Source organism: uncultured Ellagibacter sp. (genome assembly GCF_934636505.1).
Taxonomy (GTDB): Bacteria; Actinomycetota; Coriobacteriia; order Coriobacteriales; family Eggerthellaceae; genus Ellagibacter.
On the sequence record NZ_CAKUAL010000005.1, the window covers coordinates 12,427 to 28,411 of the forward strand.

Annotated in this window: 15 protein-coding genes; 5 read left to right on the plus strand and 10 right to left on the minus strand. The window is 57.9% G+C overall.

Annotated features, from left to right (window positions below; translation table 11 throughout):
• Window positions 1-8 precede the first annotated feature (8 nt).
• Entirely contained in the window at window positions 9-344 is a 336-nt protein-coding gene (locus tag Q0G18_RS01115) for an oxidoreductase (RefSeq protein WP_297148722.1), read from the plus strand.
• 138 nt (window positions 345-482) lie between these two features.
• Here Q0G18_RS01115 and Q0G18_RS01120 read toward each other — a convergent pair whose 3' ends face one another.
• From Q0G18_RS01120 to Q0G18_RS01130, 3 genes are all read right to left on the minus strand, one after another.
• A complete protein-coding gene (locus Q0G18_RS01120) occupies window positions 483-2,219 on the minus strand; it encodes a helix-turn-helix domain-containing protein (RefSeq protein ID WP_297148724.1) in 1,737 nt (578 codons plus the stop codon).
• A 183-nt stretch (window positions 2,220-2,402) separates the two neighbouring features.
• Window positions 2,403-2,747 (minus strand): 4Fe-4S dicluster domain-containing protein, encoded by a 345-nt coding sequence (locus Q0G18_RS01125; protein ID WP_297148725.1) that lies wholly within the window; start codon window positions 2,745-2,747, stop codon window positions 2,403-2,405.
• Window positions 2,748-2,768: 21 nt separating this feature from the next.
• Window positions 2,769-5,036, minus strand: a complete 2,268-nt coding sequence (locus Q0G18_RS01130) for a molybdopterin-dependent oxidoreductase (protein WP_297148726.1) — start codon at window positions 5,034-5,036, stop codon at window positions 2,769-2,771.
• Between the two features lie 294 nt (window positions 5,037-5,330).
• Between Q0G18_RS01130 and Q0G18_RS01135 the strand changes: the two genes are divergently transcribed.
• From Q0G18_RS01135 to Q0G18_RS01145, 3 genes are all read left to right on the plus strand, one after another.
• Window positions 5,331-5,537, plus strand: coding sequence for a hypothetical protein (locus Q0G18_RS01135; RefSeq protein ID WP_297148727.1), 207 nt, complete (start codon window positions 5,331-5,333; stop codon window positions 5,535-5,537).
• Between the two features lies 1 nt (window position 5,538).
• Complete coding sequence (locus Q0G18_RS01140) at window positions 5,539-5,700, plus strand: hypothetical protein (RefSeq protein WP_297148728.1); 162 nt, start codon at window positions 5,539-5,541, stop codon at window positions 5,698-5,700.
• A gap of 101 nt (window positions 5,701-5,801) precedes the next feature.
• A complete protein-coding gene (locus Q0G18_RS01145) occupies window positions 5,802-6,794 on the plus strand; it encodes a PDDEXK nuclease domain-containing protein (RefSeq protein ID WP_297148731.1) in 993 nt (330 codons plus the stop codon).
• Between the two features lie 148 nt (window positions 6,795-6,942).
• On the opposite strand, the gene Q0G18_RS01150 is transcribed toward Q0G18_RS01145, so the two are convergent.
• From Q0G18_RS01150 to Q0G18_RS01175, 6 genes are all read right to left on the minus strand, one after another.
• Window positions 6,943-8,169: an MFS transporter gene (locus tag Q0G18_RS01150; protein WP_297148733.1), complete on the minus strand. Its 1,227-nt coding sequence runs from the start codon at window positions 8,167-8,169 to the stop codon at window positions 6,943-6,945.
• Window positions 8,170-8,457: 288 nt separating this feature from the next.
• Window positions 8,458-8,796 carry an oxidoreductase gene (locus tag Q0G18_RS01155; protein WP_297148734.1) on the minus strand — a complete coding sequence of 113 codons (339 nt, stop codon included), beginning with the start codon at window positions 8,794-8,796 and terminating at the stop codon, window positions 8,458-8,460.
• 11 nt (window positions 8,797-8,807) lie between these two features.
• A complete protein-coding gene (locus Q0G18_RS01160) occupies window positions 8,808-11,093 on the minus strand; it encodes a molybdopterin-dependent oxidoreductase (protein ID WP_297148736.1) in 2,286 nt (761 codons plus the stop codon).
• Window positions 11,094-11,124: 31 nt separating this feature from the next.
• Complete coding sequence (locus Q0G18_RS01165) at window positions 11,125-11,919, minus strand: carboxypeptidase regulatory-like domain-containing protein (RefSeq protein ID WP_297148738.1); 795 nt, start codon at window positions 11,917-11,919, stop codon at window positions 11,125-11,127.
• 12 nt (window positions 11,920-11,931) lie between these two features.
• A complete protein-coding gene (locus tag Q0G18_RS01170; RefSeq protein ID WP_297148740.1) occupies window positions 11,932-14,616 on the minus strand; it encodes a molybdopterin-dependent oxidoreductase in 2,685 nt (894 codons plus the stop codon).
• A gap of 137 nt (window positions 14,617-14,753) precedes the next feature.
• The gene (locus tag Q0G18_RS01175; protein ID WP_297148742.1) at window positions 14,754-14,891 is read right to left on the minus strand and encodes a hypothetical protein; all 138 of its coding nucleotides are present in this window, start codon (window positions 14,889-14,891) and stop codon (window positions 14,754-14,756) included.
• Between the two features lie 279 nt (window positions 14,892-15,170).
• Between Q0G18_RS01175 and Q0G18_RS09475 the strand changes: the two genes are divergently transcribed.
• The gene (locus Q0G18_RS09475) at window positions 15,171-15,287 is read left to right on the plus strand and encodes a hypothetical protein (protein WP_366768862.1); all 117 of its coding nucleotides are present in this window, start codon (window positions 15,171-15,173) and stop codon (window positions 15,285-15,287) included.
• 29 nt (window positions 15,288-15,316) lie between these two features.
• Here Q0G18_RS09475 and Q0G18_RS01180 read toward each other — a convergent pair whose 3' ends face one another.
• The gene (locus Q0G18_RS01180; protein ID WP_297148744.1) at window positions 15,317-15,985 is read right to left on the minus strand and encodes a TetR/AcrR family transcriptional regulator; all 669 of its coding nucleotides are present in this window, start codon (window positions 15,983-15,985) and stop codon (window positions 15,317-15,319) included.

The following is a 15,985-nucleotide window of genomic DNA, read 5'->3' on the forward strand; positions in this document are numbered from 1 at the left end:
AGGCAGTCATGGCAAACAACGGATTGCTTATCGATTACGAATACTGCAGCGGATGCCAAAGCTGCGAACTCGCTTGCAAAAACGAGCACGGCTATCCCATGGATAAATGGGGAATCAAGGTCACTGAATTCGGTCCCTTCGAAATGGAGAAGGGCAAGATTGAATGGAACTACCTCCCCTTCCCTACAAGCTTCTGCGACATGTGCGAAGAGCGCGTTGAGAAGGGCGGTATCCCCACTTGCGCCCTCCACTGCCTCGCGAACGTCATCGAATGGGGTCCTGTTGAAGAGCTTTCCAAAAAACTCGATGAAAAGGGATCGAAGGCCGTGATCTTCCTCCCGTAAAGGCCCGCTCGCCATCCCCCCTGTTCTTCCCTCCACAGAAAACGAGGCGCTTCCCCTTATCGGAAGCGCCTCGTTTCGCATAATGGATACCAGAATCCCTTGTGCCTTGCGCGATTACCGGCGCGCCTTCAGGCCCGCTTACGTTTCCTCACCCAGAAGGCGGCGAAGCGACTCCTCGAAAACGTTCTTGAAATCGCACGATGAAACAAGCTTCGCGTTCGTGCTCGCACGCAGGTAATCACGCGTCAGCGGATCGTTCAAGTCAAGCCCGTAGCGCTTTTCCATCTTCTCGATGCGATAGAGCACCCCGTTTCGGTGAAGCCCGCACATCTGCCCGACTTTCGTGGCCTTGCGCTCGTTCGCAAGATAAACGAACAGAAGCGCCAGATCGTCCATTCCCGACGATGGGCGCGCTTGAGATTCCTTCGCGCCGCCTTTGGCGATCGCCGTGACGAGAAGATGGGAAAGGACGAAGCTCGCGAACCCCTCGTCAGCGCGCGCGTCGCGCCAGAAAAAGGCGAACGCATCCCGAAACGAGATGATGAGCGTTCGGCCCTTCTCGAATACGCGGCTCGCATCCGATGAGGCCGCCCGCAACGTCAGCGCGATCTCGCCCTGGTAACGCTCAATCGCATCGACCTCCTGCGCAGCGTAGTAAAGCCCCGTCAGGCGGTAAAACGGATCGGAGAGATGCAGGGCAGCGCGGGTCGATCCGTATTCCGTCTTGCTAGCTGAAACGACCGCTTCCCAAAGCTCGCGAACCGTGTTAGCCCATAGAAGCGCGTTCGCATGCCCTTCCCGAACGAAGGTCACATGCCCTAGGGGAAACCTGCCGTCAAGATCTTCCGCCATATGCCCGGCTTGTTCGCCGAACGCGCCCTTGGAAGCAATTCTCACCAGCACGAACACACCAGCGGAAGGCAAGCCGAGCAACTCGGCGCGCTCGCGGACGTATGCCCCATCGAGCCCGCGCGTCACTGCCAGCTTGCTTACGAATGCGCGCTGCGGCGAATCTTTGAAGGTCGGCGACGCGACCTGCCGCCTTGCCAAGCGCTCGCAAAACAGCAAGAAGATGTCGAACTCGTCGACAGTGCCCTGCGAAGGCTTATCCAGGTATGCCATGAGCACATGTCCCGCATACTGCTGCGAAGTCCTCATCACGCCGGTTACAAGATGGTAGGGAAAGGCCTCGCTCGGCGCCCACACCCTCACGCCGGTTTGATTGGCGACGCTGTCCAACAGGTAGCCCGTCATGTGCTGCCTGCGCAAATGTTCTTCACTATGGTAGCCCATGGAGATGAGCGATCGGTTGATCTCGTCTTCGGGCATATGGTGCTTGGTATACGCCAGAAGACGGTAGTGGGCATCGGTTATGTTCATGAAGCAGCCGAAACGCCGCTCCGCCTCGTCCATAAGCGCCTGAAACGATCCTCTCTCCCCGCTCGCAATCCGCAAACGGCTGACGAGCAATCGCTTATCGAGAAGAAACCTCAACACGCATTCCTTAAGCCTTCCAGCCTTTTCCCGAGAACCCGACACGATGCACAACGGTTCGCCGAGGTCTTCCTCTCGCCATTGGGAACTCTCGCGCGATGCAGCGAAAACCACCACCGGAGCGCCCATCGAAAGCGCCGCGCGCGCCTTCTCAAGCGATTTGCCCGCGCAATCCTCGCAAACGACCAGGGCCTTTTTCTGTGTGCAGGAAAGGATGTCGCCCATATCGCCTACATGAATGCTCCCTGCGAAAAGCGCATCCGCGAACAGCGCCAGTTTGTCAGGTCGCCTTAGCACGGCGAAACCGTTTTCCCGAAGGTAGTCTATCAACATTTCAAGCGTAAAGGAAAACGGCTCGTATTCCGTTCTTTCGGCATTCATCGGCAATCGCCCCTTAGCGCAACTGGAGATTCCTCTAGCGAAATGAGCCGAAGGTATGATTAAAAAAGTAAGTTTTCCAGTCCCGTACAGAGAATGAAAGCGGGCAAGCCATAAAGCCCGCCCGCTTTCAATGGTTGCATTGTTCCGCCGGCATTACACCAATCGATGCGCCAACGCCTTCGTTTAAGGAATGAACACCGACGCCATCTTGCCTTTTTCCCGCATCTTGATCGCAAGCTCGTCAAGCGTGCCGTACTCCATAACGTTGGCAGGGCAATGCTGCACGCAGTTGGGAATTCCCCCCTTGCTCACCCGTTCCGCGCACAGATCGCACGTCTGCGTGAGGACCGGAACGAATCGGTACTCCCAATGGTATCCGTCCTCAAGTTGCCAAGGCCCCATTTCCAGCAACTTCACGCCCCATTGCCCCTTGGGGAGGTCATGCTCGTTTTTGCAAGCGAGCTCGCATGTATGGCAGCCCGTGCAATACTCGTTGTCGATCAGGATCCCGTAATTCTGTTCGCCCATGATAATATCCCCCTTAGCCGACTATTCCGCACGATAGACTTTGCAGGGCAGGCACTTGTAAGGAGCACCGAAGCCCGTCTTTCCCACAACCCGATGCGGCATCAGCTGGTTGAAGCTCGTCTCCCAAATATCGAACAGGTCCTCTTCCTTCCGCTCCGGATACCACCAGCCATGATCGCAGGACACGACGTCCTCTTTGACGATAGGCGTTAAATCGGCCACTTCCTTAACCTTGCCCCATGGCGTTTCGATGTACACCCATGCCCCCTGAGCGATTCCCAGCTTCTCAGCTGTTGCGGGGTTGATCTGCACCGTCGGCCACGGATGGATTTCGCGCAACCGCTCGATCTGGCGATGCTCGGAATGAAACGACGTGAACCTACGGGCGCCCGACGTCATCGTGAGCGGGTAGTCCTTCGCGAATTCGGGGCGCGCAATGTGGCCCAGCGGCGGCTCGAGGTAATAGGGAAGCGGATCTTCACCGACGGAAACGAGCATGGAGCAGTACAGCTCGATGCGGCCGGTCGGGGTCCTGAAACCGGGCTGGCCGTCATCGCGCAAAAGGCCCTTCTCGTACTTCTTGTATTCAAGCTCGTACTGGCCGAATACGCGCTCTTTGAGCTCGGGGAACGTGATGTCGCAGTCGCGCACGGGCTTAAGATCGCTCGTCAGGAACGACTCCACATCGCGCCATTTTTCCTCAGTGCATTCGGGGTGGATTCGTTTATGCAAGTCGATGGCTATTTCAAGGTCGCTTTTCGTGTCGCCGATCCGGTCGATCGCATTCACCATCGCACCGAGCTGACCATGCATGGAAGCCTGATTGTTGGTGACGATTCCGTCGCGCTCGAGCGAAGTGCACACCGGCAGCACCACATCGGCGAGAGCGGCCATAGTTGGCGTCATGAAGATGTCGGCGCACGCGATGAATTCGATTTTCCGCAGCGCCTCGTACCAGCGTTGAGGCTGTGCGGGCATGCAGGCCAGCGGGTTCGTGTTCAGAATGTAGGCGAACTCGATGCGTTGCGGGCGACCCGTTTCAAGGCACTCCAAGACGATGTCGGGGTGCGGCGTATTCGCAACGGCAGGAAGCGCCGGATACACGTCGTGCCCAATGCCGATTTCGGGTTCGCCGGGTTCCTCTTCAACGGACGATTCGCCCTGAAGCGCCTGGAACATCAGCAGCGGCTGTCCCAAAAACACTCCACCTGGAACATCGATGTTGCCGGTGATGGCGAAGATGGCCAAAAGCGCATGGGCGATTTGAATGCTGTTCGGGTTCTGATCGACGGCAAGCCCCATGGAAAGCGTCGAGGGACGCTCGATCAGGCATCGGGCCACGGCCTTGATAAGCTTCGCGTCGACCTCGCAGATCCCCGCGACACGTTCTGCCGGGTATTCCGTTGCACGAGCCGCCAGCTCATCGAAGCCGTACGTCCAGCGTTCGACGAATTCCTTGTCGTATTCGCCTGATTGGATCACCTCGTTCAAAATGCCGAGAGCCAACGCGGCGTCGGTGCCAGGACGCAGCTGCAAGTAGTATTCGGCCCTCGTAGATAGCCAATTCACCCGCGGGTCGACGTTGATGAGCTTGGCCCCCCGCTTCATCATGTCGATGAGCGAATGGCCCCAAAGCCCGTCGGGGTTCGAGCGCAGCGGGTCGCGACCCCAGTTCAGAATGTATTTCGGGCATTCCCATTTATCGGAATCGTAGCGCTCGGGAAAACCAATCGCGTTGTCTATTTCCAAATACGGCGCGCCGATAACCCACGACATGCCCGCCATGCGGGGAATGATGCACGACCATCCGCTAATCGACTGAATGGCGGTGTTCGATCCGAAAACGTCCTGCGCCATAGTGAAGTGGTACCTGCTCGCCTCGCGCCCCGTGCCCGCGAACACGCCGATCGAGTTCTTTCCGAAGCGCTCGCGAATCGATTTCCACTTCTCGATGATGATGCCGTACGCCTCGTCCCAGGAAATGCGCTGCCATTTGTCGGCGCGTCCGCGGAACTCACGCGCGCGTTTCATGGGATATTTCAGGCGATCGGGGTGCTCGACGTAATCTTTGATCGCCATGCACCTCGGGCACAATCGGCCCTTCGTGATCGGCTGGTCGGGATCGCCTTCCACCTTGATAAGCTTGCCATCTTTCACGAAAACCTTCAAACCGCAGCCCACGCCGTGGCACCCCGGAGGAGCCCACGCGCTCGTTCGAAACACCTTCGTTCCGTCTTCAAGGCTCACTTGCACCGGTGCCGCAGACTCATCGAAATGCAGTTGCGCCATAATGCCCTCCCCTTTCGCATAACGCTCCTCGTCTGGGAAAACACGCCTGAGCGCGCTTTCCCCTTAGGTGCAATCATACGAACGGAAAACCGTTGCACATTACCGCATTGCGCCTGAATAACAGCTGTTTCTCTAGAGATTCCTCCAGTTGATCCAGGGCTCGAAACGAGCGACCGAACGTTCGCAGCCGCCCGCTTCTTGCCTTACATTTCCTTCCCCTCCAATTTCCATGCCAACCTATCTGTTAAAATGCAATTCAATAATTGTATTGCATTATGCAAGTAAGAAGGCGCCGTGAGGTACGCAGATCTCATCGATGGAAACGTTACGAAAAGCGAGCTCAAAACCTATCTAGTCGGGGGCGAGAACGTGGCCGTGACGGTTCGCATACCCAAGAACATGCGTGATATAGCCAAGCAGGCCGCCGAGCTTTCGGGCGTGAGCTTCACCTCGCTCGTGAAGATGAGCCTCATCGAGCACCTTGCGGAAAAGGACAGCTAGCATGGCCGACATTAAAAAGAGTGAAGACGAACTGTGGGAAGCGGGCACGATGGGCCTAATGCCGCACGTGGGCAACAACTTCCTCTACACCAAGTGTCTGCCGTGTACGCCGCGGTTCTTCGGCAAAACAAGCCCCGAGCTATTCGCGACAAGGTTTTGTTGACGAAATGAAAGCCTTTCCGGCCAAATCGCGCTGCCCGCGAGGCGCGCAATCGCCTGCCGCCCAAAACTCATGCCCAGAGAAATCGAGGTATAGCCATGCTAATGGATACGAACGAATACATCACATTTCTTGAGTCTATCAAAGCCGAGATAACGCAAACCCGTGCACGGGCTGTGGGCAAGGTGAATAGCGAGCTCATTTGCCTATACTGGCGAATCGGCTCGGAGCTTAACAGCCGAAAGGATTGGGGAGCCAGCGTCATAGACACGCTGTCCAAAGACATACGCGTGGCGTTTCCGCAAATCAAGGGCTTCTCAGCTCGCAATCTGCGCTATATGGCAAAGTTCGCGCGCGAATGCAACGAGGAGTTTTTGCAGACAGTGTCTGCAAAATTGAGCTGGTCCCACACTGTCAAGCTCATGGACAAGCTCAAAGATGATGCGCAGCGCCACTGGTACGGCAAAGAAGCTATTGAGAACGGTTGGTCATTGGCTGTGCTCGACCACCAAATCGACCTCAAGCTCTATGAACGGCAGGTGCTTTCGGGCAAGGTGAGCAACTTCACGCGCACCCTACCCGCGCCCGACAGCGAGCTTGCCCAGCAGGCGCTCAAAGACCCTTACATCTTCGACTTCATCACCGCAAAACAGGGGCAAAAGGAGCATGACATCGAAGAACAGATGGTCGCCAACGTGACCAACCTGTTGCTTGAGCTGGGCACGGGCTTTGCTTTCATGGGTCGTCAGTATCACTTGGTTGTTGGTAAAGAGGACTTCTATATCGACCTGCTCTTCTATAACACAAAACTGCGTTGTTACGTGGTCATCGAGCTTAAAAACGATAAGTTCAAGCCCGAGTTCACCGGGCAGCTCAGCTTCTACGTTGCTGCAGTGGACGGCGAGCTGGCCGGCGAGCACGACAACCCGACTATTGGGCTTCTGCTCTGCAAAGAAAAAAACGACGTGGTGGCAGAATACTCGCTAAGAGACATCAATGCGCCCATCGGAGTCAGCGAGTACAAGCTGGGAGACGTGCTGCCCGAGGAGTATCTAAAATACTTGCCCACGCCAGAAGATTTGCAGGCGAGAATCTAAGGACACGCCATAACTGCTTAGAGGATGAGGCCGATGCCGCCGAGGCGATAAAGACGCCCGGCCATCGAACATGATCCGTTGCAAAAAAGCGGGCGGCCGCACATCGCAGCCGCCCGCTTCATGGAGGGGAATAGGATGTAGGAGAGCCTTACTTCTCGGCCACTTCCGCCTTCTTCGCGGCGTTGGCCTTCTTGGCAACCCAGAACATGCCCAGAAGAAGGATGACGCCGAGCACGACGTTGAAGATCCACACCGAGCTCAAGATGGCGTCGGTTCCCGCAATCGAGAGAACAACCTGGTCGATTGGCGAGGCAAGGAAGCCACCACCGTTCTGGAACACGTAGCTGAAGCCCATGACGGCGCCCACGATGGCCGGGGCAACGAACGTCGACAGAAGCATCGGAACGCCGACGGTCATGGTGTTCGTGCCGAAACCCGCCAGGATGATTGCCACGTAGAACAGCACCACGTTGCCCGTCGCATGCGCAACGAACCACAGGACGTAGCCGACAAGGCCGATGATCCAGAACACCGGGATGGCGTAGGCGCTCAAGAACTTGTAGGCAGGCCCGAACAGCACGGCGGATGCGATCGCACCGACGGAGAACAGCGAGAACACGGTGCCGATAACGGCCGGGTTGCCGACCACAGCGCCGATGGAAACGCCGCCCAGGTTGAACAGCGACTGGCTCATGATAATGGTGCCGAGGAACAAAACGAGCAGAACCCAGCCGGAAACCGGGAGCTTAATCTTAACCTTCTCGCCCTTCTCGTCTTCCTGCGGAACAGCGGGAACGTTCTTCGGGTTGAGCAGGAAGATGCACATCACGAACGGAAGGAGCGCGATGAGGTAGATGCCCCAGGCCAGGTTCCACGAAATAGCGCCCAAAATGCCGGCAAGCGAGGTGAGCAAGATCATGCCTACGTTGAAGCAGACACTTGCGATGGACATCATGGTGGCGCGGACGGATTCCTTCTGAAACATCAGCGAGATGACGCCCATGACGATCGGCATGAAGCAGCCAAGGCCAAGACCGAGGATGCAGCGGGTCGCCATGATGCCCCACCACGGAAGCGCGGAACCCAGAATAGTCGGCACGCCGCCGACGACGACGAGCGCGGTGGCGAGCAGCGCGCAAACGCGGTAGCTGAGCTTGCGGCCCGCAACGAGGCCGATCACCAGCGCAGCCGGAATTTCGAGCAAGTTGGTGATGGAAACCATATACGAAACGGCGCTCGCATCGACGCCGTACACGTTCATCAAATCCTGCGAGGCAACGTTGACGGCGCTGTGCATAGGACCGATGAAGTACATGCACATAAGCGCTACGAATACGCCAATCTGACCTGCACTTATCTTCGTCTTTTCAGACATTTCAATCCCCTTTCAAGTGATTGGATCGCAAAAACGATATCCAGGTTGCATCGACCGGCCCATCACCTCCTTTCGGCATAAGGCCCCTTCTCTTTCGCCGTCCGCAACCGCCAACGTGGGACGAAGGCCTTTGCAAAGGCGGCTTCCCAGCCATGCGCCTTTGCAAAAACAGTTCGGTTACGAAAGATGCGAAGCAGGCCTTTGCCCTATGCAACCCGATCCCCTTCTACAAAGTGTAGAAGCAAAAAGGTAAGTTTCCCACGCTTACGGAAGGCATCCCTTTGGTTGTTACGGGATGAAAATCGAGGCCATCTTCCCCTTCTGCGCCATCTTCGCGGCAAGCTCGTCGAGCGGGCCGAATTCCATGGCGCTCGCCAGACAATGATGCACGCAGGAAGGGTCCTTCCCCGCACCGACGCGCCCGGCGCAAAGATCGCAGTCGGCCGTCGGCACGGGGATGTAGCGGTATTCCCAATGCTTTCCGTCGGAGCGCTTCCATGGCCCCAGTTCAAGCACTTTGATTCCCCATTGGCCGTGGGGCAGGTCGTGCTCATTCTTGCACGCCACCTCGCACGAATGGCATCCCGTGCAATATTGGTTGTCGATCAGCAATCCGAATTCGCTCATCGTCTTTCCTCCTATGCTCGATAGATCTTGCAGGGCATGCTCTTGTAATGCGTGCCGAAGCCGAGCGGCCCGTTTTCCTCGTGGGGAATCAGCTGGTTGACGTTGTAGTCGAACACATCGAACAGGTTCTCGGGGTCGGATTCGGGAAGCCACCAGCCGTGATCGCACGACACCACGGACTCCTTCACGATGGGCGTCAGATGCGCGCTCATCTTCACCTTGCCGAGCGGGCTTTCCACATATACCCACGACCCCTCGCATATGCCGTACTCGTCTGCGGTTTGGGGGTTAATCTGTACCGTCGGCCACTGATGGATCTCGCGCAGCGTCTCGATCTGGCGATTCTCCGAATGAAACGACGTGAACCTGCGCGCACCCGTGGTTACGGTAAGCGGATACTCTTCGGCCAAATCGGGGCGGGAAACCGCACTGAACTTCGGCTCTATGTAATACGGAAGCGGGTCGTCGCCCAAACGCTCGAGCACCGTCGAATACAGCTCGATGCGACCGGTCGGCGTGTTGAAACCCGGCTGCCCGTCGGAGCGCAAAAGCCCCTTCTCGTACTTCCTGTACTCGATTTCGTACTGGGCTATCACGTGCTGCTCCAAATCGGCGTACGTGGCGTCGACGTCGCGCATCTTGGAAAGCTGGCTGTTGATGAAGTCCTCGGGGTCGGCCCAGCCGGGCTTCTTACTGTTCGGGTACAGGCGACGATGCAGCTCGAGCATGATTTCCAAATCGGCGCGGCATTCGCCCACGGGCTCGAGAGCGGGGATGATGGCGCCCATCTGCCCGGGCTGCGACGCGTTGTTGTTGGAAACGTAGCCCTTCTTCTCGAAGAACGTCGCCGCAGGGAGCACGACGTCGGCGACGCCCATGATGGTCGGCGTCATGAACAGGTCGGCGAACGCGACGAAATCGATCTTGCGCATGGCCTCGTACCAGCGCTTCGGCTGCGGAACCATGCAGGAAATCGAATTGTGCCCGAACGCGTAGGCGAAGCGGATTTTATAGGGCACGTTCGTTTCTAGCACATCGAGCGTCGCGTCGGGATGCGTCGTGTTGACGATGGCGCTCATGGCCGGGTACCGGTCGTGGCCGAGTGGCTCGACGCCGATGTTGCCGAACTTCGCAAGCCCTTCGGGTTCGCCTTCCGCCTCGGCGGTCGGCGCGTTTTCCGCCATGCCCGCAAAGATCGGCGGCAGGCCCATGAAACAGCCGCCGGGGATGTCCATGTTCCCCGTGATGGCGAAAAGCGAAAGAAGTGCGTGCCCGATTTGCAGCGTGTTGGGGTTCTGGTCTACAGCCAGCCCCATCGAGAGCGTTGAGGGCCGTTGAGCGATGCAGCGGGCCGCTGAGCGAATGTCGTCCGCGTCGACCTCGGTGATCTCAGAAACGCGCTCAACCGGGTATTCCTTCACGCGCTCGGCAAGCTCGTCGAAGCCGTAGGTCCACTTCTCCACGAAGTCGTGGTCGTAAAGATCTTCCTCGATCACCACGTTGAGCAGGCCTAAGGCAAGCGCGCCGTCGGTGCCCGGGCGCAGCTGAAGATGAACCTCCGCACGCGTGGCAAGCCAGTTCACGCGGGGATCGCACACGATGAGCTTCATCCCGAGTTTCATCATCTCTACGATGGAATGCCCGAACAGGCCATCGGGGTTCGAGCGCAGAGGGTCACGCCCCCACACGAGCATGTACTTCGGGCACGCCCAACGCGGGTCGTCGTAGCGGTCGGGGAACCCGATAGAATTGTCCGCCTCGATATACGAACTTCCCATGGTCCAGAGCATCGCCGCCATTCGGGGGACGATGCACGACCATCCGCTGTTCGGGTGCACGGCGTTCACCGTACCGAACACGTCGTTGGCCATCTGGAAGTGGATTTGGCTCGCCTCGCGGCCAGTTCCGCACCATACGCTCACCGCGCCGATGCCGTAGTTCTCGACCGTCTCCTTGTACTTCGAGATGATGGTGTCGAGCGCCTCGTCCCAGCTCACGCGCTCCCACTTGTCCTTACCGCGGTCTTCACGGGCGCGCTTCATAGGGTAGAGCAGACGGTCCTTGTGGTAGAAGTACTCCTTCGCCGTCAGGCAGCGCACGCACAAACGGCCCTTGCTGATGGGGTTTTCCTCATCGCCTTCCACCTTCACGAGCTTGCCGTCTTTAACGTGCACTTTAAGGCCGCACCCGAGGTTGTGGCACCCGATGCCGGCAGAGCACGTGCGGTGAACCGTCGTTCCATCCGACAACGTCGTTACCACGGGCGAAGCGGATTCGTTGTAATGCAGTGTTGGCATTTCTCTCTCCTTTTCTCGCAGTCTCGGCTTCTTACGCGCGCTCGAGCGGGAAGTCTCCCAGGTTCACGCTTTCCGTCACGTCGATCGCGGTTCGCTCAACCGGCACGAAGCCGCGCGCCTCGATGGCAAGGCCGTACGTCCCTTCGTCGATGCCGCGGAAGTAGAAGTCGCCGAAGTCGTCCGTCAGCGTTTCGACCGTCTCGCCGTTCGGCATGGTGAGCATGACTTTCGCGCCCTCGATGATCTCGTTGTCCTTCGGGTCCCACACATCACCCGCTATGAACAGATGCGGACGGTTGAGGTAGAAAACGCGCGGGGCCCCCTTGCTTGGTGGCGTCAGCGTCTCCGCCGCCTCTATTTCGGAAGCGAACTCCTCCGCATCGCCGAACCGCAGGGCGCCCGTTGCGCACAGATCGACGCAATGCGGAAGTTTCCCCTCGTCAACCAAGTGGGCGCACCCCGTGCAGGCCTGGGGAACATCGAGCTTCTCGTTGTAGTACACGCCCTCGAAGCGCTCCGCGATATCGCGACGGCCCTTGGCCTTTTCGGGCATGATCACCTGCAGCCCGTCTTCGCGCTCCATCAAAACCTCGGGCGCATAGTCGGCGATGGCGGGATCCTGCCCCCCGAACACCGGCCAGTATTCGACGCGAACCTTCGGAACCTGACCATGTTCGCGTTGCTTAACCGCGCACCAGAACTGCCCGGAATTCGGCTGCGGCGCGGCGTAAGGAGCCCAATCGTTGCCGCTATGCTCGTCTTTGCACGCAATCTGACAGTTGTAGCACCCGCTGCATTTCGCGACATCTACCATGAATACCTTCATAGCAACCTCCCCCTAGCGTTCCTCGATAAACCATGCGTCCTGCATAACCCCGAAGTCTGGGTCGTAAGGCCTGTTGAACGCCTCGGGATACTGCTTGGCCAATTCGAACACGTCGACTTTTTCCACACCTACCAAATACCCGCTCGTCACCTCGCCGGCGCAGTTCTTCGAGGCAACCGCCTTCGGCGCGATGAGGTTGTTCGTTCCCCCTCGGTCGGAAACGCCGGGCTCAATGGGGTCGATGCGCGCCCCGTGGTCCTGCAGAACAGAATGCGGCATTATGCGTTCGGTCACATATGCGCCGCCCATCGTCCAGCCGCGCTCGTTGTAGATCCGCACGATGTCGCCGTGTTCGATGCCAAGCCGCTTCGCATCGGCGGGGTTGATCCACACGGGCTCGTAGCGGTAGCCGTCAGGTCCCATGATTTTGCAAGTCTCGATCTCGCGCAGCCACGTGCAGTCGTCCATCTGGGAATGCAGACGCCAATGCGGGTGATTCGACACCAAAAGGAAGGGGTACTTCTTGCCGCGCGGCGTGGTGAGCCGCTCGTCGGGATGCGTTTCCCCCTTCTCGATCCAGTGCGGATAAGGCGGGCGCTCAGTGTCGTCGGGGAAGTGCTCAGCCAAACGCGGCGAATAGTATTCAATCTTGCCCGACGGCGTGGTAAGGGGATACTGTTCAGGATCCTCGTAGAATCGCTGGAAGCCCGCCTTGTCGTTTTCCCAGTCCTTCGCCGTCGGCACAACGTAGCATTCCTTTTCGAGGAACTCCTCGAAGGAAATCCTATCCTGGATACCTGAGCCCAAAAAGCCGCGCTTGATCTTGTCGTCGATGGTCTCGCCGCCCGTTATGTCGTCGTACATGTCGAGCTTCTTCGCGATTTCAAGCGTGCTCTCGTAGTCCGACTTCGATTCGCCAAGGGGCTCGATGGACTGGCCCTCGATCATGAGCACGTTGTAGTTGCCCGACGATATGTCGCAGTTGATGTCGCGCTCTTCGAACTTGGTGTTAATCGGCAGAAGGATATCCGCCAAAAGGCAGTCGTCCTCCATCCAGATGTGCTGCGCGATGACGGTTTCGATGTAGTCCGAGCGAATGGCGTCCATGAACTCGTTGCCGCCGTTCCACGAGCTTGTCCATTTGGGGGAATCGGTCCACACCATATGGATGCGCTCGCTCCCGACAACCGGGTACTGGTACTTGACGAACTGGTCTTCGGTCGGCAGGCCCGCGCAGGTCACGCCGTACCATTCCAGCGGATGCTCATGGTCGTAATCGCCCGCCAAAGCCTCGGGGATAAGCGTTTCGGGAACGAACGATTCGCGCTGATCGGCCGCGTAAGGCCACAGAATGTCGTTGAGCGTCGGGATTACTTCGGAACGGGGCGCAGGCATTTGGCTCGTCAGGCCGAACAGCTGCCATTCCATCATCTTCACCTGGTTGCGCCCGGGCTTTCCCAGCGCCTGCATGCCCAGAAGCGCCACTTCCAAGCGCGCTGGTTCGTGGCTGTAGGTCGATCTGATCATCGAGCCGCCGTTGCAATGCGCGATGGAAACGTTGCGCTTGGCCCAATGGCGGGCGAGCGCCTTGATAATGCGCGCGGGAACCCCGCACACGCCTTCCGCCCATTCGGGCGTCTTCACAATACCATCGTCTCCGCCGTTCACATGGTAGACGAACCAGTCGAAGCCAATCGAGTGGGTTTCGATGTAGTCCTTATCGTACAGGTCTTCCGTGATCCACACGTACGCAATCGCAAGCTGCAGCGCCGAATCGGTGTTCGGAAGAATGGGAATCCACTTGTCCGCATGCACCGCCGCGCCGTAGTTCACGTCGGGACAGATGTAAATCTGCTCCACGCCGATGTCGGTAAGGAAGAAGCAGTACCTGCTAGGGAAGCACCCGCCCCAGCCCCACGGGGTGGTTTCCACATCGCAGCCCCAGAACAGAACCGAGTCGCTGTTCTTCGCCACGTCGTTGAACAGGTTGTACTGGTCGCCTTCGCCCACAGGGTCCTGCCCCCAGATGTGCTTGGCGCCCCAGTACCAGCCTTCCCAGCTATCGGGGTTGCGGGCCTGCATGGTGTAGCCACCGCCCTTCGCGCGGCCGATCTGAACCGAGCCCTGCTCGTCTTCGTGCATCCAGAAGTCGTTCACCAGCTCAACGCCCGTTTCCTTAACGGCTATCTGGTCGAGCAGATAGCCCTCGGTTCCGCGCGGCCCGTGAATCGTCTTGATAAGATGATGGCCGTCGGACTGAACCAGGATGGAGTTCAACCCATAGCATTCCTTAACGCGCCTAATTTCCTTGGCGATGATGTCGGTGGCCTCGTCCCAGCTGATGCGCTCGTATTTGCTTTTCCCGCGGTTCTGGGGATTCCTTTCGCCGTCGGGATCCCAATCGACGCGCTTCATCGGGTGAAGGATGCGGTTCGGCGAATAGACGCGCTGTTTGTACGCAATCGCGAACGGCGAGAGCTCTGTTTTCTCCTTCGCCTTGAATTTCTTGCCGCGAGCTTCGATGCTCCACGGATTCAACCCGTCTTCGCTTTGATGATTCACGTAGCTGAACGGCCTTGTGCGCAATATCTTCCCGTCGCGCACATCGATTTCGGCGGAATCCGATGCCGTGCAGGGGCCGCAAAAGCCCATAGTTTTGATGGTGGTGGTTATCTCTCCACGCTGTTTTCCAGTCATAATTTCCCTCATCCAGGTGTGTCGATGCAAGCCTTCGGGCAACGAACCCCCAAGGCATGTGCCGTTTCGATGCGCACGGACGCAAACGCCCCGCGCGCCTTTGAATTAGGTCGTTCGGATGAATTGCGAGAAAATCGCTAGGTAAGCGGCAAAGAGAGATGCGCGAGCCACCAGGAAAGTCGGTTGTCGTTGTGGAAGTCGCGTTCTACCGCACGCCACGAAAACGAGAGCGCGCGCTCCGAGCTTGACGAATCAACAGAGATGGATTTCCCCATACGAACCATTCCCCCTTCCGCTCATTTCTCCCGCAAGTAGCTTATCAGGCTAAAAGTAAGTTTTGACGCTTTAAGGAAAGAAGGGAAACGCCGTTTTGGCGCCGTTTTCAGGCAAGTCGGGGCATGGACAACGAACAGATCGCCGCGGTGAAACTTACCCGTTCTTTGCTACGCTCGCACCAGGCAAAGGAAGGGAGCGAAACGATGGGCGCATGCTACAGCTGCAACAATTGCGGGAAATGCCGCGAGTTGTCGCAGCAGCTTGCGGGGCTGTGCCCGATGTGTCGGGCTCCTTTGCCCCCCGATGCCGCAAAGTGCCCCGCATGCGGAAAACCCGTCCCCCGAAAACCTGGGCTAACCAGAGCGGACGTTAATCAGGCAGCGAACGGGTCCTAAGGCTTAGCCGTTAGTTTCCGAATGATTTATTAGAAGCTCCCGAACAGATGCCTGTCGGCGCTGAACAGCTTCGAGAGCCCCGTGGGCTGGGACAAAAGCGATTTCTCGAGGGAATCCCATACAACGTCGAGATGGCTTAAGTAGAACTGGCGCAGGTCCTTCTCGTCGAGGACGCCCTTTTTCCTGAATCTATACAGATCGGTGCAGTTGCGATACAGCCCCAGCACGACGGAGGCGCACAGGGCGACCATGTCGTTCGGCTCGACGCCGTGTTTCAGCTGCGCGTGCTTGAATATCGTGCAATACAGCGATTCCACGATCATGACGTTTTCAAGCTCGAAGCGGTTGAAAACGCCCGATTCGTCGCGCGCGGTATGCAGGATATAGCTTACGTCGAACAGCCCGAACATGAGCTTGTAGTCCTGCACCATCGTTTCGAGCACTTTTTCCTTCAACGGCATATCCGCAGGTAAAGAGCTTGTGAACGATTTCAGCTCGACGATGTTCTCGCGGCTGAACTTCCTTAGGATGGATTCTTTCGTCGGAAAGTAGTTGTAGAGCGTTCTTGTGGAAGTTCCCGCCTCTGCGGCTATGTCCGAAAGCGTGGTCTGCTTGTAGCCGAGCTCGCAAAACAGTGTTAAAGCCGCATCGTAGAGCCGCTGCTCCATTGCGCGCCTGTTGTCGTCCCTTGTCCCCAT